This window comes from Glaciimonas immobilis, assembly GCF_011947285.1.
Classification (GTDB): domain Bacteria; phylum Pseudomonadota; class Gammaproteobacteria; order Burkholderiales; family Burkholderiaceae_D; genus Glaciimonas; species Glaciimonas immobilis.
The window spans coordinates 1-20791 of record NZ_JAAOZT010000003.1 but is presented as its reverse complement, the minus strand read 5'-3'; the positions used below and the strand labels follow the sequence as shown (position 1 = coordinate 20791).

Genomic DNA, 20791 nt, shown 5'->3' with positions numbered 1-20791 from the left:
GGACCTCGAACCCCAAGTTCCTTAAATGGCTTCACGGTCCATCTGCGAGCCCTTCTATCGGCGAGCGGCAGTCAGCAAATCCCCGCTCATGTCCTTCTTGAGCATTTCATACACAACGCCAAAGAACAGATCCCGCGTCACTTCGTCGCTCAACAGCTTCGTAGCCATGCTCTGATGGGTGCTCATTGCCTCAACGATTGCAGCGACGGCAGCGGCTGGCAGATTGGCTTTCATCGCCTGATCCCGACTGTTATTTTGCACCTGCGCCATCACCATCTCGTCATCGCGTAGCTTCTCAGACACATGCACCGCAAAGGCCACCTTATCTTTGTCACTGATGTCTTTGCCGAAAGCATCATTCAGTTTTTCAATCAACTCAGATAGATATTTTTTTTCACGGTCGCGGCCATCACGTAAGCCATTATCGGTAATCCCGTATAGCTCCGGTATCTGCTCAACCGCAAAAAGCCCAGTCAACGTATCACCCTTTATAGCTTTGTAATGCGTCAACGTCAGATCGCCCAAATCCACCTGCTCCGGCGTGATGCCTTTCAGACGCTTGCGCAACAGGCGGGCGTAACTGGCAAACGCTTCCAAGCCAGGGTCACCAAATTCCACCAGCTGCGCCACATATTCATAACTGCGCACGAACTTGGTCAGGCTCTCGCTAAAAATCATCAGCTCATCCCGCGCCTTGGTCTGTTCGGATCTCTGGACATCCGCGTGCGCCATGCCTTTCTGATCGTCTGCATCGCTCGCAATACGCCAGGCCTCATCCCATTTGTCGATGGCATCATTCAATGCCTTCAGTTTGCCGTTAAAGCGGTCGGTGGCGGCCTGGGTCAGGGAATACAGTTTCTGATGCGTAACACTCTTATTCACGATGGCATCGCCAAAGGCCGCGATTTCACTCGCTTCGTAAATCAACATGCCATCCAGGCGCTGCTTGATGTCATACACGATGTTGGGGTCTTGCACATCCGACACCTTGGCATCGCGATAAAAGGTCTTGAATGCGTCGACGATTTCTTCCGACTCGTTGGCAAAGTCTAGGACAAAGGTCTTGTCCTTGCCCGGATACGTGCGATTCAGGCGCGATAGGGTCTGTACCGCTTCCACACCTGAAATCTTCTTATCCAGATACATGGCCACCAGTTTGGGCTGGTCGAAGCCGGTTTGAAATTTGTTGGCGACGATCATCACCCGATAATCCTGGGTATCGAATGCCTTGCGCATTTCCCGCCCTTTCAGTCCAGGATTCATGTTGGTTTCGCTGAACTGATGATCCTCGGAAAACTGGCCATCTTGCACATCCTTGTTCGCGACCTCACCGGAGAACGCCACCATCGCCTGAATCCCTTGATAGCCCTTGCTTTGGCAGTAACGATCCAGGGCCAGCTGGTACTTCACCGCCGAGGCCCTTGAAGAAGTGACCACCATAGCTTTGGCTTGGCCACCCAGCAGGTGGGCGACATTGGCGCGGAAGTGTTCGATGATCAGCTCCACCTTTTGCGCCACGTTGGTCGGGTGCAACGACAGCCATTTGGCCAGGGCGCGCTTAGCGCTCTTTTCGTCCACGCGTTCATCGTCACTCTCGGCAAACTTAGAACCGATACGGAAAGCGACGTCATAGCTGGTGTAGTTTTTTAGCACGTCAAGGATGAAGCCCTCTTCGATGGCCTGCTGCATCGTGTACAGGTGAAACGGCACGGGTGGGTTGTCTTTGGATACCGGTTGCTCCGGTTGACGCGGCCGACCGAACAGGCTCAGCGTGGAGTGTTTGGGCGTGGCGGTGAAGGCGAAGTAGCTGGCATTACCTGGGCGTTGGCGGGAAGACTGCCATACCGACAGCTTTTCCTCCTTGCTCAGCGTCTCCCATTCTTCTTCGCTTTGCCCTGTCAGCACATAGCGCAAATCATCGGCGCTGCTGCCGCCGGTCGAGCTATGCGCCTCGTCGATGATGATGGCGAAGCGCCGATCCCGCAAACTCTGTTCGGCGAGGATTAATTTCTGTGCCCAAGGGAAGGTCTGCAGCGTCACCACGATGATCGGCACACCGGCCAGCATCGCGTCAGCCAACTGCTGACTTTTCGGCTTACTCGATTGCTGCCGGTCAATCGCGCACACCACGCCGGTTTGATGTTCGATCTGGCCGATGGCGTCTTGCAACTGCTTGTCCAGCACAGTGCGGTCGGTCACCACAATCACGCTATGGAAGTACGGTTCGCCATCTGGTCGACGCACGCGGATCAGCGAATGCGCCATCCAGGCGATGGTATTGGTTTTGCCGGAACCGGCGCTATGCTGAATCAGATAAGGCTGGCCAGTTCCCTCCGCCCGCACCGCATCGACCATCTTAGTCACGCCTTCCCACTGGTGAAAACGCGGAAAGATCAGGTTTTCTTTGAAAGTGGTTGTGCCGTTAACGTCCTGCATCTCTTTGCGCTCTAGCAGTACAAAGCGATGGAAGATACGCAACCAATTGTCCTTTTGCAGTACCCGTTGCCACAGATAACTCACCGGATAGCTGCCGTTCGCGCCCGGTGGGTTACCCGCCGCGCCATCGTTGCCCCGGTTGAACGGCAGGAAAAAGGTCGAGTCGCCAGCCAGCTTGGTGCTCATGCGGATGTCGCTGTCACTCATCGCGAAATGTACCACCGCGCCACGCTTGAACGCCAGCAGCGGCTCGACGCGGCCGGTCTTCTCATTCTTCGGCGGACGATCCTGCCGATACTGGTCCATGGCCGCCTCGACCGACTGGGTGAAGTCGGTTTTCAGCTCCACGGTGGCCACTGGAATGCCGTTGATGAAGAACGCCAGGTCGATCTCGTCGCTCTTGTCGAGTGAGTAGCGCAGCTGCGGCACGACCCGCAGGCGGTTAGCGGCATAGCGCTCCAGCACTGTCTGGTTGCGCTCATCCTCGGGCAGCGCCTGACTCATCGCCAAGGTGCCGCCGCCTGCCATCGCAAAGCCGTCGCGCAGCACATTCACCGTGCCGCCATCTTTGCTTTCCAGCATCTTCACCAAGCGATCCAGCACGGCAACTTCCGTGCCGGCGCCGTTCAGGCTGCTAAGCTTGGCCCAGGCTTGCGGCTGGCTGGTTTGAAGCCAGCCGATTACATCTTCCCGGAACAGCGCCCTGGCCGGGTCATAGCCGGTGGACTTTCCCAGCAGCCAACCGGCTGCCGTGAGTTGCTCGACGATATGGCGTTCAAGTTCGCATTCGTGGTGGATCTGGCTCATGGCGATGCTTTCTATTTTTTATTTTCGTCAGGTCTGGTTAGAGAAAATGGACTCCTCTTAACCAGCAACCGCACGCGTTCAGTATTTATCAAGCCGCCAGCTGATCTTGCCGGACGGTGTTCTCCCTAACGTCAATCTGGCCGGTAACAGCGGCGGTAATCAGCGCGCTGCGGCGCTCTTTGAGCAGTTCGATGCTACGTTCTGTTTTGCTGGTAAGCGTGTCGATGCGGGCTGTTTCGCGATCAATATACGCAACAATCTGTACCTGTTCGTGTAACGGCGGCTGGGCGGCTACCAATGCGACGATTTTCTCAATATTCAGATTCATTTGTGTACTGATGGATGCCGTCGTCAGCATTGGCTGTTTCATCGCTTGCATAAGGTAAAACAGAAACATCAAATCGTTTTCCCCTGTTGGAAGGAGGCCCACGACGCTGTCAGGGAAATAGGCAGGAAAATTAAGAATCGCGACATCTCCGATATTTGCCGCAATAGCCATTACCAAGGTTCCTTTTGGAAACTCTTTACTTACTGCAATACCCCGTTCATTCAGCGTCTGTTTGTAGCTAGTAATGTATCGAGATGTGCCTGTTATATCGCCAGTTTGGATGAACGGGAAGTCGCCATCATAGAAGGCGGGATCATTACGTGGCCTATGCGTAAATTTTCCCCTAAGCACATCGGCGAAGTATCCGAGCTGCTTAACAGTCCAATGCTCCGGCACCTCCCCCAGCCATTCCACGCCGGAATCTTTCATCTTTGCGGTGGGGTCAAGACCCTTGGTGACCGCGTGGGTGATCAACGCCTGCCGCTTTTCGCGCAGCAGTTCGATAAAACGGGTTTTCGTATTGACCAGACCGTCGATGCGAGCAGTTTGGCGATCGAGGTGGGCAGCAATCGTGCGCTGCTCCTGAATCTCAGGCACGGCAAATGGGATTTGACCCAGGACCTCCTGGGTCATGCTCGGCAGAGCTGTATTGGTTGAGTACTTATCAAACTGAATGGTCAATGAGCAATAGTAGAGGTACTTTCCTACTGCCTTAGGGCCGATCAAAGTGTAGAACATTGTATCAACCGTCCAGAAAGGCCCATTGATATAGAGCGGCCGATCAATCGTGCCCTTTCTTCCCAAAAGAACAGACTCGCCATTAAACAAAGACTTCGATGCCCTCGCAAACTCCCCGCCAGAGCCAATTACCGGAAAGCCCTCCTCGTCGGTTTCAACGTCCTTATAGTCCTTTCCATTTTGAATGACTGCAAGCCACTTGAATGGCACAACGCTCCAATGTTTGGGCACTAGGCCCAGCCACTCAACGCCGGAATCCTTGTGTACCGGGTACGACTTGTAATGGCTCATGCCGTCACCTCATTCAGCAGCGCGGCGATCTCCGCTTCCACTGATTTCAGATCGGCGTCGATGTCTACCAGCTTGCGCGGCGGCAGGTACTGGTAGAAGTAGCGGTTGAAGTTGATTTCGTAGCCGACGATGCCGATTTGGCCGTCCTTCTCGTCGCGCTTGGTCTCGTCGATCCACGCATCCGGCACATGCGGCAGCACTTCGCATTTGAAGTAGTCGTTGATGTCTCGATTGAGTGGCACGTTCTCGTTTTCGCGCAAGTCAGCATCGGGCAGCAGCTTGCCGTCAGCATCCTTGATCGGCTCGGCCTCGGGGCATTTGGTGCCGAAGCAGGTAAACACGGCTTTCTGTGCTCCCTTACCCAGCTTTTTCACCTTGGCAGCCTTCAGGAAGTTGAGCAGGTCATCAAAATGTCCTCCCCGTTCCAGCAACGAAGCGAAGGCATCGACATGCTCGGCACCCTTGGTGTCGCGGTAGGCGGCGAGGTTTTCCGTTGTGACAGCAAAACGCAGGCGCAGCGGGCGCTCGACGGTGATGCGGCGGTAGCCGAAGTCGGTGGTGTTGAAAATCTTGGCTGCAGCGACTTCGACAAAGCCATCGTGCAGGCGAGCAATCTCGGCGATCTGTTCTTCCGACAGCAACTTACGTTTGCTGCCTAACGATTTGCGCATCGGCGCGTGCATCGCGGTGGCGTCGATCAGCTGCACCCGGCCTGTGCGGCTAGCGTCCTTGTGGTTGGAGAGCACCCACACATAGGTGCCAATGCCGGTGTTGTAGAACAGGTCATTGGGCAGCGCAATAATGGCCTCTAACCAGTCGTTTTCCAGTATCCAGCGGCGGATTTCCGATTCTCCCGAGCCCGCCCCGCCGTTAAACAGGGGCGAGCCGGACAGCACGATGCCGATGCGGCTGCCACCCTGTGCTACCGGTTTGCGCTTGGACAGCAAATGCATCAGGAACAGCAGAGAACCATCGCCGACACGCGGCAAGCCCGCGCCGAAGCGACCGCCAAAGCCGAGATTCTTTTGCTCATCCTGCACCTGCTTTTGTACCTTTTCCCATTTCACCCCAAACGGCGGATTGGCCAGGCAGTAGTCGAACTGCTCCTGTGGCAGCAGGTCGTTGGAGAGGGTATTGCCGAGCTTGATATTTTTGGTGTCGTAACCCTGGATCAGCTTGTCCGCCACCGAGATCGCGTAGGTCTCGGGGTTCAGTTCCTGAGCGTACGGGATCAGCCTAGCGCTAGGGTTCCACTCGGCAACCTGCTCGATAGCCGAGGATAGGAAGCCACCGGTACCGGCGGCGCAGTCGTACACGGTACGCACCACGCCTTCACCATTGAGCGCTTCGTGGTCACTGGAAAACACCAGGGTCGTCACCAGCCGCACCACATCGCGCGGGGTAAAAAACTCCCCTGCAGTGTCGTTGGCCGATTCGGCAAACTTGCGAATCAGATGTTCGAACACCAAGCCCATCTCGTGATTGCTAATGACGTTCGGATGCAGGTCGATGGTGGCAAACTTTTGTGTGACCAGATACAGCAGATTGGCATTTTCCAGCTTGGTAAGCCAGCCGTCAAAAGCGAAGTGCTCAAACACCTGGCGCGCGTTAGCCGAGAATTTGGCGATGAAGTCTTCCAGGTTGGCACGGGTGCTGGTGGAACCGACCGTGGCCAGACTGAATTCGGAAGTATTGTAGAAACTCGCCTTGGCGGTACTTGGCAAGACCAGATCCAGATCAACCTGCGATCCTTTTAAGCCGGCGTATTGTTGCAGCACCTGTTTGCGGGTGGGTTCCAGTACGCACTCCAAACGGCGCAAGACGGTAAAGGGCAGGATGATGCGGCCAAACTCAGACTGCTTGAAATCGCCGCGCAGGGTGTCGGCAACGCTCCAGATGAAATCGGCAAGGTTTTGTTGGTTCATGATGTTATTGTCCATTTTCTTCGTTATGTTCCAGCGACCAACAATGCGCGGCGAGCGACGCCTGACGCTGTTTGAGTTCATTGATATGGTGTTGCAATGCGTCCTTTTCCGTCAATGCCGTGATGCTAAGCCGATGGATATTCTTGCGCATCGTGACCGCTCATTCTGGTCCATCGTGAGCGACCGTCGCGATTAATTACATGTGTCATATGTCACCGGATTACCGTCTTAATTTACACTGCTCGCCAACCTGCAGCGTCGACACCAATGCCGATTGGGAGAATACTTTCGTTATCATGATGCAGACTCAAGCGCCTGGGCAGCAGCAATCAAGTTTGAGACATGTTCAATCAGCTCTTCGACAAAGCCCACGGTAACATCGAGGTCACCTTCATATTCGGCTAAGTTGCGTTTTTTGTGAGCGTGGTTAAGCAACAGCCACTGTTCCGGTTTATATCCAAGCGTATGCTCTAGACATTGAAATACTAGGTAACGATTTTCGCTACGGTAGCCATGGGCCCGCAGGGCGGACAATGCAGCAGCATGGGCGGCATTGTAGGCAAGATCAAAACGGCTTTCCAATGAAAGCATAGGTTGTCTGGCATCCAACAAGCGCACGCTGGCAGAACGCAACAAGCCAGCCCGCTCCCGAGCATCGGGCGGTTCCGCTTTGAGCTTACCAATGCGCGCTAAATTAGCCAGCGCTGCCGAGGCGGGTAATATCATGTTCGGACCCTTTGACAAAGATTTTAGGTTGCTCCAGTACCCGGACAATGAATGACCGACCATCGCGCACGCGTTGGGCAAACTCGTCCGGTGTGTAGAGAGTCGGGTTCACAACGCGTCCCAGCTGCGCTTGAGCGGGCAATAGCGCTTCAAGTAACTCTGCATTTGACGGCACTGCTCCAATCACCATCAAATCGACGTCACTGTTGGCATGCTCTGTACCCTTGGCTAATGAACCGTAGACAAACGCAAAATCCACTAGCGGCCACACTGAATGAAGCGCTGCGCGTAATACATCGGCCACGCCGAACGTTTTCAAAACTATACCGCGCAGTTCTTCAAATATTGGGGCTTCGTGGTTGGCCTGATAATGCTTTTGGTTTCCTACGCGCCGCACGGTCACTAGGGCTGAGGCCTCCAACCGCGCTAGCTCGCGTTGCACGGCGCCAGAACCAATCGCCGCTAATCCGATAATTTCATTGGCATAAAACGACCGCTGTGACTGGCCGTATATAACTGCCAGCACTCGCTGTTGCGTCTTCGTAAATAGTGCGTCTGCGTAAATACCCATAATGGGCATATTAATACCCAATATAGGTATTGTCAAACCAATCATGCATGGCGTGAACGGCATGTGTGCGCCCGCACCTCAAAACACAACAGCTTCCGGTGCGGGTCTCCTAACATGCCCTAGAGTGCGCTTGCCAAAGAAACCAAAAAAATACGATTAACTTCGGGTTATCGCACACGGTTGTATGAATATGAATGTGGGTAACCTGCACAACTTGTTGGGCAATTGGGAAAAATTTCTCCCCATCCGCCGCACCGAACGTTTTTAGAACAATACTGCGTAGCTCTTCAAATATTGGTGCTTCGTGGTTTGCCTGGTAATGCTTTTGATTTCCCACTCGCCGCACGGTCACCAAGGCCGACGCTTCCAGCCGCGCTAGTGTTTATAAATAGTAAGTTTCCATCGCGTCTCCAAAAAAGACATTCATTTGATGTTCAAATTAAGGACATGACTTTCCTATCCAAACTATTATCGGTGATTCCGATTCCTTAGCAGCAGTCGCTTGTCGTGTACACCAGGAAATGGGGTTGTTTGATTTTCAATGCAATTCGCAGAAGCTTCTAAGCCGCGCAAGTGGCGTTTGACGAAGAGGGCCGGGATCGCTACCCCGTGACCCTCTTTTGAGCTGTATGCATGGCTGGGGAAACTTTATTTGTTTCTGAGCCGCTCGCGTGGTGGTTGACGAAGAGAATCGGGAGCGCTACACCGTGCTCCACCCCTACGCCGTGCGCGGGGAGCATTTTTTTCCATACAGCTTGGACCCATTTTCCCCTGACTGTCATTGCTCAACCAAGCGAAACAAAGCGCAATTGAAAGAAAATGTACCTACATTAAGACGATCATTGCGAATCACTTCAATGATATGGGCTAACTGGTGGGAGGGGGGCAACGCAACGACCTGTGATTAAGGGCCTAAGTCCCAGTGTAGGGGGCGGATGCTCAAATACCAGATAGAGCAGTTTTCGCTTCGGTAGCCATGGACGCGCAGGGAGAACAAGAGATAGGTTGGCACACCGTGGCACACGCAGGCTAACGTCTTTTGACGTACCATGCGAGTATCGCAAGCCCTCGGTGCGACCTCTGCGTGAGCATGCCCCCGAGGGCATCGGTTTTTCCTTGAAAAAACTTTGGTTTATCCCACTGATCGCAACTACCCGCTTGGCTCGACGACGCCAGAAACATTTGCCCGATAGCAAGCGACATAAGGCGGATGAACGGTTAATTTTGTTATTTGACGCAGAAGATAATAAATATTAAAAATCGTCAAATACTTTTTAAATCAACGATTTAGCAGATACGTTATTATTTATTTTCACCAATCCGAACGGTCTTCTTGGCAGCACTATCTTCAAGGAATCGAGTTCGGCGCGGTGCACGTTTTAAGGCGATCTTTGCGAATAATTTGTGGAAGTCTTTTCGAGGTGTTGCATATGCACAACGTCGATTTCATCTTCATTACTTGAGAAATCGACGTCAATCTCGGCATCGGCAAATTGAAATTCAGTACGATTGCAGTACATCCATACGTTTTTCTTGTCTCCGCCAAATTACGCTAAGTTACTGATTCTAAACTCTTTTTGATTACTTCAGCTTACGGTAGGTTTTCCTTAAATATCAAAGACTTACTATAATAGTTGCTAACTTGTAATCAGGGGGTGGCGGGTTCAAGTCCTGCAGCCAGCACCAATACACACAATGCCTCCCGTAGATTTTACGGGAGGCATTTGCTTTTGTGGAATAGGAAAGTCACTATGATTTCTTCAGCACTGTTCTTTAGAAGATGATGTACGTAAAACTTATCGTAGGCCTGCTGTAAATATCCCCTTCATAACATTCAAACCCAACCAGCTACCTAGCCGAGCCAAGCCAAGCCAAGCCAAGAAGATAGCAATCGCCTGCGTATTACGCTCACGCAACCGGAATCTATGTCCGAATTTGGCCAGACGCGTGCGGTTAATTTCGTTAAAATCTTTGTTACGAGAAGAGAGCGTAGTGTCCTTCTCACAAGCGCATTAAATCACTAAAACTGAATCAGACCAAACCCAACCCAAAAAATGCAAATTGTCGAACTCATATTGCTGGCCGCCATCTGGGGCGCCTCCTTTCTATTTATGCGTATAGGCGCGCCGGAATTTGGTCCGATTGCATTAATTTTTTTGCGAGTGGGGATTGCCACGCTAGTGCTGCTGCCGGTTGTTCGTTCGAAGGTTGCGCGTCAACAATTGCGAAGCAGGGCTTGGCCTTTACTGGTGGTCGGCGTTTTTGGTTCGGCAATACCGTTTTGTTTGTTTGCGTACTCGACCCTTTATATCAATGCGGGATTCGACTCCATCTTGAACGCGACGACGCCATTATGGACTGCTTTGATAGCGATGATTTGGCTAAAAATTCCGTTAGATAGATCGCAAGTGTTGGGTTTGCTGGTGGGATTGGTAGGCGTAATAATTTTAGTGTGGGACAAAATCGGGGATGGTTTGCCGGAAGTCTGGCTGGCTATCGGTGCGGTGCTTTTGGCCACATTGTCTTATGGGTTCGCAGCCAATTATTCCAAGCAGCGCTTGGCGGGTATTCCTCCGTTTGTGGTTGCTCTGGGTAGCCAATTCTTTGCAACGGTCGTGCTGTTGCCGTTTGCTCTTTTCTATTGGCCGGCGGGGAGCATTTCATTATCGGCGTGGTCAGCTTTGCTCGCGTTGGGTGTGGTGTGTACAGGTTTTGCGTTCGTCATATATTTCAGATTGATCGAAAATGTCAGCGCCGCTTATGCTACGTCCGTGACCTTTTTGATTCCTATCTTTGGTGTGCTGTGGGGTGCACTTTTTCTTAGCGAAGCCGTCAGTCTGAACATGATAGTAGGGAGCGTTGTGATCTTGCTCGGGACTGCATTAGGAAGCGGAAAAGTAAAATTTTCGAGCGTTCGTGTTAGCGGGCCGTAAAGTTGCTGCGCATTGATCTTGAATGCGCTGAGCGATGGATTGTTAACGAGTGCTTAGCGGCTTTAAGCATCGTTTCTTAACACACGCTCAGCGTGCGGTGCTGCCGTTCGTAATGCGTACCCGCTGGAATACTTCATGCCGATTTTTATATTATTTATATAATTTTTAACTTCGGATTAGTCATTGAACAAACGTGCCAGCTCAACCCCAGGTTCTGGCGCACGCATAAATGTTTCGCCGATCAAAAAGGCGTTAACGTTGGCGTCGCGCATGCGTTTTACATCATCTGGCGTACGAATACCGGATTCGGTAACAACCAGTTTGTCTGATGAAATATGGGGTAATAAGAGCAGCGTATTTTCCAGCGATGTCTCAAACGTGCGCAGATTGCGATTATTAATTCCCAGCAGCGGCGTCTTTAGTTTGAGGGCGGCAGTGAGCTCCTCGGCGTTGTGGACTTCGACCAATACGCTCATGCCCAGGTCGAGTGCGAGCGCTTCCATCTCTGCCATCAAGCCATGGTCCAGTGCGGCGACGATGAGCAAAATAGCATCCGCACCCCAATGACGGGCCTGATAGATTTGGTACGGGTCGATCATGAAGTCTTTGCGCAATACGGGCAGGGCGCAGGCGGCGCGCGCTTGCTGCATGTATTCTGGCGAACCTTGAAAGAACTTCTCATCCGTTAACACCGATAAGCAGGCGCCACCGTGCAGCGCATAATTGACGGCGATATCTGCAGGATGGAAATCGGGGCGAATCACGCCTTTGGATGGCGACGCCTTTTTGATTTCAGCGATAATGCCTGCTTTGCCAGCATCTACTTTTGCCCGCAGTGCAGCCTCAAAGCCGCGGATGGCTACTTTGGCGCCGGTGTCGGTTTCGACTTCACGTCGAATGCTCGCCAGATCCTGCCGCTTTTTTGCCGCGGCGATTTCATCGGCTTTGACATCGAGAATTTTATCTAAAATATCGGACATGCTGATGTTCCTTTTCTTTAATTCTGGTACCCGCATGTGCGCTGTTTGTGCGCTCGTATTTGCATAGGTATGCGGACAGCTAATAATATGTGCTTGCACATAATCGTTAAAGCTTCTGAAGATTCCATTTTTGTCCGGGTCGTCGGAGCGGCATCGTCAACGCAGAGTGGTACCGATCCCCGGCGCCATGCTGGAAGGCTTTTCTTTAGGTTTCAGCGCCCAACGTTTGCGTGGCTGTAATGAATTGTTCTAATTTCAAACGCGCGGTGCCGGAAGCCAGGACTTCCCGCGCTTTGATCAAACCGTCGGCAATTGAATTGCACACACCCGCGGCATACAGTGCGGTGCCAGCATTGAGGGCGACGATGTCACGCGCAGGGCCGGGCACGTTGTCGAGTGCTTCAAAAATTTTTGCCTTCGATTCGCCTGAATTGGCGACCTTAAGATTGCGGCTGGCAATCATTGGCATGCCAAAATCTTCCGGATGGATTTCGTATTCGCGGATTTCGCCATCGATCAGTTCCCCGACCAGCGTGGCTGCACCGAGGGACACCTCATCCATATTGTCGCGCCCCCAAACAACCACTGCGCGCTGTGCTCCCAGCCGTTGCAACACGCGGACTTGAATTCCTACTAGGTCGGGATGAAACACGCCCATCAAAATGTTGGGTGCGCCGGCCGGATTGGTAAGTGGTCCCAGAATGTTGAATATGGTGCGCACCCCAAGCTCCTTGCGCACTGGCGCAGCATATTTCATCGCTGCGTGATGATTAGGGGCGAACATGAAGCCAATCCCCGTCTGATCAATTGAACGGGAAACTTGCGTTGGCGTGAGGTTGATATTGACGCCCAACGATTCCAGTACGTCGGCACTGCCGGATGACGAAGAGACGCTGCGGCCGCCATGTTTTGCAATGCGCGCTCCACCGGCAGCGGCCACAAACATGGTTGCTGTTGATATGTTGAATGTTTGCGCACCGTCACCGCCGGTGCCTACAATATCGAGCAGGTTACTTGTATTAGTGGTGGGGACCGGCGTGGCAAATTCACGCATTACTTGCGCGGCAGCGGCGATTTCACCGATGGTTTCTTTTTTGACGCGCAGTCCCATGGTGAGGGCGGCGATCATCACGGGCGACATTTCGCCTCTCATGATTTTGCGGAACAGATATAACATTTCATCGTGGAAAATTTCACGATGTTCGATGCACCGCAAGAGTGCTTCCTGGTCAGTAATCGGCATGGATTCCTCTTGAAGCGGTTCGTAATAAGTAGTGGAAAACGTAACGCTTGGATGCTGAACGTAAGACGACGGCAGGATCGGCATTGAGAAAGCAATGCATTAAATATTGCCACTCTACAACGTCGCATCTGATTAAAAGTTGAAATTTACACGCGCAAAATAGCGGGACAAAATACGCCGGACTCACCATCATCTCTGAACGATATAAGCCGGTGGAGTCCAATAGAGTCCGATAGAGTCAGCAATAAATCCAGCCGTAACAATTAACGTTGCAAAAAGTTTTTTAATAACGCATGGCCATGTTCGGACAAAATTGACTCGGGATGAAATTGCACACCCTCGATATCCATTGTTTTATGACGCACGCCCATGATTTCACCGTCATCGGTCCACGCCGTGATTTCCAGGCAATCCGGCAACGATGCGCGCTCAATCGCCAGCGAGTGGTAGCGAATGACAGTAAAAGGATCTGGCAGGTCCGCGAAGACGCCGACACCGGTATGGTGGATTGGCGACGTTTTGCCATGCATGACTTGTTGCGCGCGTATGACTTTTCCACCGAAGGCTTCACCTATGGCCTGATGACCGAGACAAACGCCAAGGATCGGCAGCGTACCGCCCAGTTTTTGCAGCAACTCAACACAAATACCAGCTTCTTTGGGGCTACATGGGCCAGGCGATATGCAAATACGCTCGGGATTTAACGCAGCGATTTCGTCAAATGTAATTTCATCATTGCGGAAGGTGCGGACATCTTCGCCGAGCTCGCCAAAATATTGGACGAGGTTATAGGTGAAGGAATCATAATTGTCGATCATCAGTAGCATCAGATTTCTCCATCCAGACCATCTTGCACTTGTTCGGCTGCGCGTAGTACTGCGCGGGCTTTATTTTCAGTTTCTTCCCATTCGGTTTCTGGGACCGAGTCGGCAACGATACCGGCGGCGGCTTGCACATATAACATGCCGTCTTTAATGACGCCGGTGCGAATCGCAATGGCGACATCCATCTCGCCGCCGAACGACAGGTATCCGCATGCACCGCCATAAATGCCGCGCTTGGTCAGTTCCAGTTCGTCGATGACTTCCATTGCCCGTACTTTGGGCGCGCCGGAAAGTGTGCCGGCAGGGAAGGTGGCTTTTAGGACGTCCAGGTTAGACAGTCCTGATTTCAGGACGCCTTCGACATTTGAAACGATGTGCTGAACATGCGAGTATTTTTCGATCACCATCTGATCTGTCACTTTGACGCTGCCGGTTTCTGCGATGCGTCCGATGTCGTTACGCGCCAGATCAATCAGCATGACGTGTTCTGCGATTTCTTTTGGATCTGCGAGTAATTCTATTGCCAGTTGTTCGTCGCGTTCCGGGGTTGAGCCGCGCGGACGGGTTCCGGCCAGTGGTCGGATGGTGACTTTGCGTTTGCCTTCGGCGGTAGCTGTGGGCGCAGCCGTTTGTTCATTTCGTACCAAAATTTCTGGCGATGAACCGACAATTTGCATGTCGCCGAAATTATAAAAGTACATGTAAGGGGACGGATTGAGCGAGCGCAATGCGCGATACAGCATTAGCGGCGAATCAACGTAAGGTTTTTTGATGCGCTGGCCAATTTGTACCTGCATCAAGTCGCCTGCCATCACATATTCCTTGGCCTTGGCCACGGCTTTTAGGTATTCTTCTTTTTTAAAATCGCGGATGGTTTCAGTTCGTACCGATGCAGAAGTTACCGGCGCGTCTGCCGGACGGCGTAACATCGTTCGCAAGTCTTTCAGGCGTTGACGGCCTTTGGAAAATGCTTCTGACTGGGTGGGGTCGGTATAGACGATTAGGTATAGCTTGCCGGAAAGATTGTCGATGACCGCCAATTCTTCAGTCAGCAGCAATTGGATATCGGGCAAGCCCAGATCATCTTTAGGCGTGGAGTGCGCCAGACGCTTTTCGATATGGCGGACGGTATCATAACCAAAATAACCGGCCAGACCCCCGCAAAAACGCGGCATACCTGGACGTATTGCTACTTTAAAGCGGGACTGAAATTCGCCGATGAAATCTAGCGGATTGCCTTCTTTGCTCTCGATGACCTTGTCGTTCTTGACGACCTCAATACGAGTACCAAAACTGCGCATTAACGTTGTCGCGGGCAGTCCAATAAACGAGTACCGCCCGAAGCGTTCGCCACCCACGACAGATTCAAGCAAAAACGTATTTTTGCCTGCTTGTTGGGTTTGCGCCAGCTTAAGATAGAGCGTCAAAGGCGTTTCAAGATCAGCCAACGCTTCAGCGATCAGTGGAATGCGGTTGTAGCCTTGTGCGGCCAGCGATTTGAATTCGAGTTCGGTCATTGTTTCTCTCCAGACCGCTATTGTAGAACAGCGGCGGTTTATTGCAAAAAAACGTTGTCTGCAATGTGCTTAAGAAAGCAAAGCGACAGACAGCGGCGATCAACGGGTCACTTTGCCCAGGATTGCCAGCGTCGCCAGAGCCAGGCCTCAGGGGCGGCTAGTGGGACAGTACGTTTTTCTTGGAGAAACATCATTAAGAATATTTGTAATTAAGAATATGGTCAATACATTTGACCAAGACGATCGTGTCTTGATTTAGTCTCGGTTAGAGCGATATAAGATTAGCCGCACAGAGTAGCGTAGGTACTATACCATCCGAATCGACATTTTGTATAGGCTGTCCGTGATTGTAGCCATAAGGGACATTCAACACTTTGCAACCAGCAGCGCGACCGGCTTCAGAGTCGTTGGATGAGTCACCAATAGCGACAATCTGCGCCGGTTGCAGGTTAAATAGCCTGCATACCTCGAGAAACGGCAATGGATCGGGTTTCTTTCTTGAGAAAGAGTCGCCTCCATAGATGACTTCAAAAAAACGGCTCAAACCGGTGGCTTCCATTAAGGGTAGCGCAAATGCGACCGGCTTATTCGTCACGCAGGCCATCCGTAATCCCATCTCCTGCATTTGCTGAAGTCCGGTAATCACGTCTGGATACAAAGTTGCGTAATGTCCATTGATGGATAGGTAGTGACGTTGATAGGCGGCAAGTGCAGCGTCGAAATGCAACTCGACCTTTGCATCGGCATAATCGACGCTAAGGACCCGACGAATCAGGTTTTCCGAGCCTTTTCCGACAAAACTGCTAATCGTTTGCAACGATAATGGCGCCCATTCAAAATCTGCACGCATGCGATTGATCGCTACATGAAAATCCGGTGCGGTGTCCAGCATCGTGCCGTCCAAATCGATAATGACGGCCGCGATGCCTGTCAACGGCTTTAATTCTCGTGCTTGCTCCTCTGCATGAGGGGGCAACCCGGCGGCGCGCAGGGTCATACCTTTGCTAGCTCGCCGCGCATGGCGTCAATGACCAACTTATAATCCGGCTTACCAAAAATGGCGGAACCAGCGACAAAAGTATCGGCACCAGCTGCAGCTGCTTGTGCGATGTTTTCTATTTTGATGCCGCCGTCAACTTCCAGCATGATATTGCGACCGGAATCATCAATGAGACGGCGGACGATAGCAATTTTTCTGAGCGCTTCATGGATAAACGACTGTCCGCCAAAGCCAGGGTTGACCGACATGATGAGGATGATGTCGAGCTTATCCATAACATGCTCAAGATAATCCAGAGGTGTTGCCGGGTTGAACACCAGGCCGGCTTTACAGCCATGGTCGCGAATCAATTGCAGGGAACGATCAATATGTTCCGATGCCTCAGGATGGAAGGTGATGATATTTGCGCCAGCTTTAGCAAAATCAGGAATAATGCGATCTACTGGTTTTACCATCAAATGAACGTCGATAGGGACCTGCACGTGAGGGCGGATGGCTTCGCAGACGAGTGGTCCGATCGTCAGGTTGGGAACGTAATGGTTGTCCATGACGTCAAAGTGGATCATGTCGGCACCAGCGCTGACCACATTGCGGACTTCTTCGCCCAGGCGGGAGAAATCGGCGGAAAGAATACTGGGAGCTATTCGGTAGGTAGGTTTATTTGGCATGACGGGCACTCAGTGAGATGATGCATAAAAGATGCGCTATTTTACTCTGAGAGGCGCCTTGGGATGGTCAGGATTGCCGCATGCCCATAGTTTTCGTTGTCTTCGTATTGCGTTCTTGCTGAATTGGTGTGGAAACACCAGATTGACTTGTGGTCGCCTTGGGGTTGAGGATGACTTATTCTGTGAGTACACTAAACCATTGCTTGAAATTAGAGGAATTTGAATGCCCGCTTATGAATTTACTGTCACTGTAAAAACCCAATATCTGGAAGAACAATCGGATCCGGATCGTAATCACTATGTTTTTGCCTATGGGATAACGATCAAGAATACCGGTCAGGTCGCAGCGCAACTAATTTCACGTCATTGGGTGATTACTAATGCGAAGAACGAAGTTCAGGAAGTGCGGGGGCTTGGTGTGATTGGTCACCAGCCCTTGCTGCAGCCAGGTGAAAATTTCGAGTACACCAGCGGCACCTCGCTGACGACCCCGCAAGGGTCGATGTTTGGGGAATTCTTTTGTGTAGCCGAAGACGGCGAACAATTCGAGGCGCGGGTGCCGGAGTTTGTTTTATCGCTGCCACGAACGTTACATTGATGCATTAAGCGTTAAATAAGCGTTAAATAAGCGTAAGGCGCTACATTATGTAATGTCTCGTTCCCCGCTATTTTTTTCGTGGTGTGGGTTTACGGGGCGGCGGTTGATCCGGTTTTCTGCCCGACATAGTCCACCAGACAATAAAAACAAATAAGAAGAAGGCAAAACTCGCCTCAAGTATTATTAACCACATAAAGAACCCTCAATGTCATTCAAGTGCATAAGTTTAACCGTTCCTGCTCGTGTTTCTTCTCGCGTTGCAGCGCGCGCTTCAACTTTAATGTTAGCCCTCAGTTTAGCAGCATGTTCGACGGCGCCTTCTTTGGTCAAACCGACTGTCTCAATTTCGCCGTCTGCCATCGAAAATCCCATACCGGCGCCACCTTATACCGGCGCGTTGCCAGATATTAAAGTGCCTGCCGGCACATTGCGCTTGAGTACGTTTTCGGCCTTGCCAGGTTGGAAAAATGACGACGTGCGCCAGGCGATGCCCGCTTTCCTCACCTCTTGCTCAGCCATGGGCAGAAGGCCAAGTTGGGCTGAGCCATGTGCTATTGCGCGGGGTTTGGACGCGACGAGTGAAAGTGCCGTGAGGTCATTTTTCGAGGCATTTTTTACCCCGTACCAAGTAATAAATGCAGACGGAACCGACAACGGCCTGGTGACCGGGTATTACGAGCCACTGTTGCGTGGTGCCCGTAAGCGCGGCGGTGCGTATCAAACGCCGCTTTATCATGCGCCGGACGACTTGCTGACAATAGATTTGGCAGCTGTTTATCCTGAACTAAAAGGACTGCGCTTGCGCGGTCGGTTGGTAGGAAATAAGGTGGTGCCCTATCCAAACCGAGCTGAATTGGATAAATCGGGAAGTTTGAGTGGTAAGGAAATCGTGTGGGTGGACGATCCCGTAGATGCTTTTTTTCTGCAAGTTCAAGGTTCTGGGCGGGTTCAGTTGACCGATGGGCAAATATTGCGGGTCGCCTATTCTGATCAAAACGGCTATCCCTACAAATCGATTGGGCGTTATTTGATTGATAAGGGTGAGTTGACATTAGCGCAAGCCTCCGCACAAGGAATCAAAGCATGGCTGGTAGCTAATCCTGCCCGTCAACAAGAATTGCTGAATTCCAATCCTAGTTACGTCTTCTTTAAAGAGGAGAAAGTACTCGACCCGAGTCAGGGACCCAAAGGTGCACAAGGCGTCCCCTTGACGGCGCAACGTTCGATTGCGATTGATCCACATTTTGTTCCTTTGGGTGTACCGGTGTTTCTTGCCACGACCCAGCCGAATAGCGCCAAAGCCCTGCAGCAGTTAGTGGTGGCGCAGGATACTGGCGGCGCCATTAAAGGTGCCGTGCGGGCCGATTTGTTTTGGGGCTATGGGGACGAGGCCGGAGATAAAGCTGGAAGAATGAAGCAACGGGGCGCAATGTGGGTTTTGCTGCCGAAGTTGTTTCCCGTTGCAACGCGCTAATTTTGGGTTGAGTCGCTGCGCGAGATTTTGCTCATATATAGCTCTCTATATATGACTCTACATATATGACTCGTGCTTTCGACAAAAAGTGCAATTATCGCAACACCAGCACCGGAATAGTCGAATGCGCGAGCACCCTTTGCGTTTTACTCCCCAAAAATAGGCGACTTAGCCCGCTTCGGCCATGGGAAGCCATGAAAATGACATCGCAGCCGTATTTTTCTGCTGCGGTGATAATTTCTTCATCGGGATTAAATGCTTGCGCGGTAAGTATTTCGCATGGAACACCCGCCGCTTTAGCTGCATCGGCAACTTTTTGAACGTGGAGTTGCGCCAGCGCCAACATATTTTCTTCATAGGTGCCGGGATCTGCCGCCATCGTGCTTTCCGCCATGGGGGAAAATGGATAAGGCTCGGCGACTGACAATCCAATAACTTTACCGTTAGCAAATTTTGCAAATTCAATCGCGGCGACGATTGCTTTATCCGACAGAATTGATCCGTCTGTTGGCACCAGTATAGTTTTGAACATCGTGTCCTCTTTTTTGGTTTTCAAGAAATATGACGCTTTTAATCTCGCAACTCTTGCCGAAAAAAATAGATTCTTCTCCGGCATTACTTAGACACTACATGAATGGATAAATTCCGTCGCTGGTAGCGGGCGGTCGATATCTCCTTTCTAGCCACTTCGTAGGCGATAACAATCGTGCCTGTTCTTTTAAGGCGCTACAATCAAGTATTGTTCAAACTTACTATTTATTATTAGGAGACGCAATGTCATACGAAGCTATATTGGTTGAAACGCAAGGAAAAGTCGGTTTGATTCGCTTAAATCGTCCAAAGGCGTTGAACGCGCTTAACGATCAGTTGATGACTGAGTTGGGTGATGCTCTTAAAGCGTTCGACGCAGACGAAGCGATTGGATGCATCGTTCTCACCGGTAGCGAAAAAGCTTTTGCAGCAGGTGCAGACATTGGCGCAATGGCCAATTACTCGTATATGGACGCATTCAAAGGCGATTACATTACGCGCAACTGGGAAGAAATCCGCCGCATCCGGAAGCCGGTCATCGCCGCAGTCGCCGGGTTTGCGCTGGGCGGGGGCTGTGAACTGGCTATGATGTGCGATTTTATCATTGCCGCCGACAACGCCAAATTCGGTCAGCCAGAAATTAAATTGGGCGTGATTCCCGGTGCTGGTGGAACCCAGCGTTTGCCGCGTGCAATATCAAAATCCAAAGCGATGGACATGTGCCTGACCGCGCGCATGATGGACGCGGTTGAAGCAGAACGCGCAGGACTCGTGTCGCGTGTAGTGCCACTGGATCAATTGATGGCCGAAGCGTTGACTGCCGCCACAGTGATCGCCAATATGTCCCTGCCAGCGATAATGATGATTAAAGAGTCCGTCAATCTGGCGTATGAAAGCACCTTGACGGAAGGCGTCCATTTCGAGCGCCGATTGTTTCATAGCACCTTCGCTACTGAAGACCAGAAAGAGGGAATGCAGGCGTTTTTAGAGAAGCGTCCAGCCGTTTTCAAAAATCTTTAAAAATTGTTACAAAACCGCTTGCCATTGGTGAACTGCCTTGCTATAGTTCGGCCTCTGTTGAAAAGGACGCGCAATAAACGACACGGTGCAAGCGGTGTTGCGGGCGAAATTGGAGGCGGAAACGAGGTGGTAAATGCGGTGTTTTACGCAGGTAGTCAGCGTTAATTTGGTTTTAAATTGT

General features: G+C 51.6%; 17 protein-coding genes. 5 read left to right on the top strand and 12 right to left on the bottom strand.

Annotated elements, in window-relative coordinates; genetic code table 11:
* Nucleotides 1–54: 54 nt before the first annotated feature.
* The 3 genes from HAV38_RS06525 to HAV38_RS06515 form a co-directional block, all read right to left on the bottom strand.
* Nucleotides 55–3243, bottom strand: coding sequence for a type I restriction endonuclease subunit R (locus HAV38_RS06525; protein ID WP_168053673.1), 3189 nt, complete (start codon nucleotides 3241–3243; stop codon nucleotides 55–57).
* Between the two features lie 88 nt (nucleotides 3244–3331).
* A complete protein-coding gene (locus HAV38_RS06520; protein WP_168053671.1) occupies nucleotides 3332–4600 on the bottom strand; it encodes a restriction endonuclease subunit S in 1269 nt (422 codons plus the stop codon).
* Complete coding sequence (locus HAV38_RS06515; RefSeq protein ID WP_168053669.1) at nucleotides 4597–6525, bottom strand: type I restriction-modification system subunit M; 1929 nt, start codon at nucleotides 6523–6525, stop codon at nucleotides 4597–4599. Before HAV38_RS06515 ends, HAV38_RS06520 begins: the two co-directional genes overlap by 4 nt.
* Here HAV38_RS06515 and HAV38_RS06510 point away from each other — a divergent pair.
* Nucleotides 6524–6721, top strand: a complete 198-nt coding sequence (locus HAV38_RS06510; RefSeq protein WP_168053667.1) for a hypothetical protein — start codon at nucleotides 6524–6526, stop codon at nucleotides 6719–6721. The two genes, HAV38_RS06515 and HAV38_RS06510, sit on opposite strands and share 2 nt — an antisense overlap.
* A 98-nt stretch (nucleotides 6722–6819) precedes the next feature.
* Here the strand turns inward: HAV38_RS06510 and HAV38_RS06505 are convergent, their stop codons facing one another.
* Both HAV38_RS06505 and HAV38_RS06500 read right to left on the bottom strand, forming a co-directional pair.
* The gene (locus HAV38_RS06505) at nucleotides 6820–7251 is read right to left on the bottom strand and encodes a hypothetical protein (RefSeq protein ID WP_168053665.1); all 432 of its coding nucleotides are present in this window, start codon (nucleotides 7249–7251) and stop codon (nucleotides 6820–6822) included.
* Nucleotides 7220–7885, bottom strand: a complete 666-nt coding sequence (locus HAV38_RS06500; RefSeq protein ID WP_245182239.1) for a nucleotidyltransferase domain-containing protein — start codon at nucleotides 7883–7885, stop codon at nucleotides 7220–7222. Before HAV38_RS06500 ends, HAV38_RS06505 begins: the two co-directional genes overlap by 32 nt.
* Before the next feature lie 1991 nt (nucleotides 7886–9876).
* Between HAV38_RS06500 and HAV38_RS06495 the strand changes: the two genes are divergently transcribed.
* Nucleotides 9877–10755 (top strand): DMT family transporter, encoded by an 879-nt coding sequence (locus tag HAV38_RS06495; protein WP_168053663.1) that lies wholly within the window; start codon nucleotides 9877–9879, stop codon nucleotides 10753–10755.
* A gap of 176 nt (nucleotides 10756–10931) precedes the next feature.
* On the opposite strand, the gene trpC is transcribed toward HAV38_RS06495, so the two are convergent.
* The 6 genes from trpC to rpe all read right to left on the bottom strand — a co-directional run bounded on the left by trpC (nucleotide 10932) and on the right by rpe (nucleotide 16987).
* Nucleotides 10932–11735, bottom strand: a complete 804-nt coding sequence (trpC, locus tag HAV38_RS06490) for an indole-3-glycerol phosphate synthase TrpC (RefSeq protein WP_168053661.1) — start codon at nucleotides 11733–11735, stop codon at nucleotides 10932–10934.
* Nucleotides 11736–11940: 205 nt separating this feature from the next.
* The gene (gene trpD, locus HAV38_RS06485) at nucleotides 11941–12978 is read right to left on the bottom strand and encodes an anthranilate phosphoribosyltransferase (RefSeq protein WP_168053659.1); all 1038 of its coding nucleotides are present in this window, start codon (nucleotides 12976–12978) and stop codon (nucleotides 11941–11943) included.
* Between the two features lie 263 nt (nucleotides 12979–13241).
* Nucleotides 13242–13805 (bottom strand): aminodeoxychorismate/anthranilate synthase component II, encoded by a 564-nt coding sequence (locus HAV38_RS06480; RefSeq protein WP_168053657.1) that lies wholly within the window; start codon nucleotides 13803–13805, stop codon nucleotides 13242–13244.
* Nucleotides 13805–15319, bottom strand: a complete 1515-nt coding sequence (gene trpE / locus HAV38_RS06475) for an anthranilate synthase component I (RefSeq protein WP_168053655.1) — start codon at nucleotides 15317–15319, stop codon at nucleotides 13805–13807. The genes HAV38_RS06480 and trpE overlap by 1 nt, the downstream gene beginning before the upstream one ends.
* A gap of 265 nt (nucleotides 15320–15584) precedes the next feature.
* On the bottom strand, nucleotides 15585–16316 hold the full coding sequence (locus HAV38_RS06470) for a phosphoglycolate phosphatase (protein WP_168053653.1): 732 nt from the start codon (nucleotides 16314–16316) through the stop codon (nucleotides 15585–15587).
* Nucleotides 16313–16987, bottom strand: a complete 675-nt coding sequence (gene rpe / locus HAV38_RS06465; protein ID WP_168053651.1) for a ribulose-phosphate 3-epimerase — start codon at nucleotides 16985–16987, stop codon at nucleotides 16313–16315. The genes HAV38_RS06470 and rpe overlap by 4 nt, the downstream gene beginning before the upstream one ends.
* Nucleotides 16988–17210: 223 nt before the next feature.
* Here rpe and apaG point away from each other — a divergent pair, with 223 nt between their 5' ends.
* Both apaG and mltA read left to right on the top strand, forming a co-directional pair.
* Nucleotides 17211–17585, top strand: coding sequence for a Co2+/Mg2+ efflux protein ApaG (gene apaG / locus HAV38_RS06460; protein WP_168053649.1), 375 nt, complete (start codon nucleotides 17211–17213; stop codon nucleotides 17583–17585).
* Nucleotides 17586–17865: 280 nt separating this feature from the next.
* Complete coding sequence (gene mltA / locus HAV38_RS06455; RefSeq protein ID WP_375791690.1) at nucleotides 17866–19059, top strand: murein transglycosylase A; 1194 nt, start codon at nucleotides 17866–17868, stop codon at nucleotides 19057–19059.
* Between the two features lie 94 nt (nucleotides 19060–19153).
* Here mltA and HAV38_RS06450 read toward each other — a convergent pair whose 3' ends face one another.
* Nucleotides 19154–19591: a universal stress protein gene (locus HAV38_RS06450; protein WP_168053645.1), complete on the bottom strand. Its 438-nt coding sequence runs from the start codon at nucleotides 19589–19591 to the stop codon at nucleotides 19154–19156.
* A gap of 242 nt (nucleotides 19592–19833) precedes the next feature.
* Here HAV38_RS06450 and HAV38_RS06445 point away from each other — a divergent pair, with 242 nt between their 5' ends.
* Nucleotides 19834–20610, top strand: a complete 777-nt coding sequence (locus tag HAV38_RS06445) for an enoyl-CoA hydratase (RefSeq protein WP_168053643.1) — start codon at nucleotides 19834–19836, stop codon at nucleotides 20608–20610.
* Nucleotides 20611–20791: the final 181 nt, after the last annotated feature.

Excerpts from the sequence above, each read along its gene's own strand:
- HAV38_RS06525 (WP_168053673.1), bottom strand. The coding sequence starts at position 3,243 with ATGAGCCAGATCCACCACGAATGCGAACTTGAACGCCATATCGTCGAG.
- HAV38_RS06520 (WP_168053671.1), bottom strand. The coding sequence starts at position 4,600 with ATGAGCCATTACAAGTCGTACCCGGTACACAAGGATTCCGGCGTTGAG.
- HAV38_RS06510 (WP_168053667.1), top strand. The coding sequence starts at position 6,524 with ATGATGTTATTGTCCATTTTCTTCGTTATGTTCCAGCGACCAACAATG.
- HAV38_RS06515 (WP_168053669.1), bottom strand. The coding sequence starts at position 6,525 with ATGAACCAACAAAACCTTGCCGATTTCATCTGGAGCGTTGCCGACACC.
- HAV38_RS06505 (WP_168053665.1), bottom strand. The coding sequence starts at position 7,251 with ATGATATTACCCGCCTCGGCAGCGCTGGCTAATTTAGCGCGCATTGGT.
- HAV38_RS06500 (WP_245182239.1), bottom strand. The coding sequence starts at position 7,885 with ATGCCGTTCACGCCATGCATGATTGGTTTGACAATACCTATATTGGGT.
- HAV38_RS06495 (WP_168053663.1), top strand. The coding sequence starts at position 9,877 with ATGCAAATTGTCGAACTCATATTGCTGGCCGCCATCTGGGGCGCCTCC.
- trpC (WP_168053661.1), bottom strand. The coding sequence starts at position 11,735 with ATGTCCGATATTTTAGATAAAATTCTCGATGTCAAAGCCGATGAAATC.
- trpD (WP_168053659.1), bottom strand. The coding sequence starts at position 12,978 with ATGCCGATTACTGACCAGGAAGCACTCTTGCGGTGCATCGAACATCGT.
- HAV38_RS06480 (WP_168053657.1), bottom strand. The coding sequence starts at position 13,805 with ATGCTACTGATGATCGACAATTATGATTCCTTCACCTATAACCTCGTC.
- trpE (WP_168053655.1), bottom strand. The coding sequence starts at position 15,319 with ATGACCGAACTCGAATTCAAATCGCTGGCCGCACAAGGCTACAACCGC.
- HAV38_RS06470 (WP_168053653.1), bottom strand. The coding sequence starts at position 16,316 with ATGACCCTGCGCGCCGCCGGGTTGCCCCCTCATGCAGAGGAGCAAGCA.
- rpe (WP_168053651.1), bottom strand. The coding sequence starts at position 16,987 with ATGCCAAATAAACCTACCTACCGAATAGCTCCCAGTATTCTTTCCGCC.
- apaG (WP_168053649.1), top strand. The coding sequence starts at position 17,211 with ATGCCCGCTTATGAATTTACTGTCACTGTAAAAACCCAATATCTGGAA.
- mltA (WP_375791690.1), top strand. The coding sequence starts at position 17,866 with ATGTTAGCCCTCAGTTTAGCAGCATGTTCGACGGCGCCTTCTTTGGTC.
- HAV38_RS06450 (WP_168053645.1), bottom strand. The coding sequence starts at position 19,591 with ATGTTCAAAACTATACTGGTGCCAACAGACGGATCAATTCTGTCGGAT.
- HAV38_RS06445 (WP_168053643.1), top strand. The coding sequence starts at position 19,834 with ATGTCATACGAAGCTATATTGGTTGAAACGCAAGGAAAAGTCGGTTTG.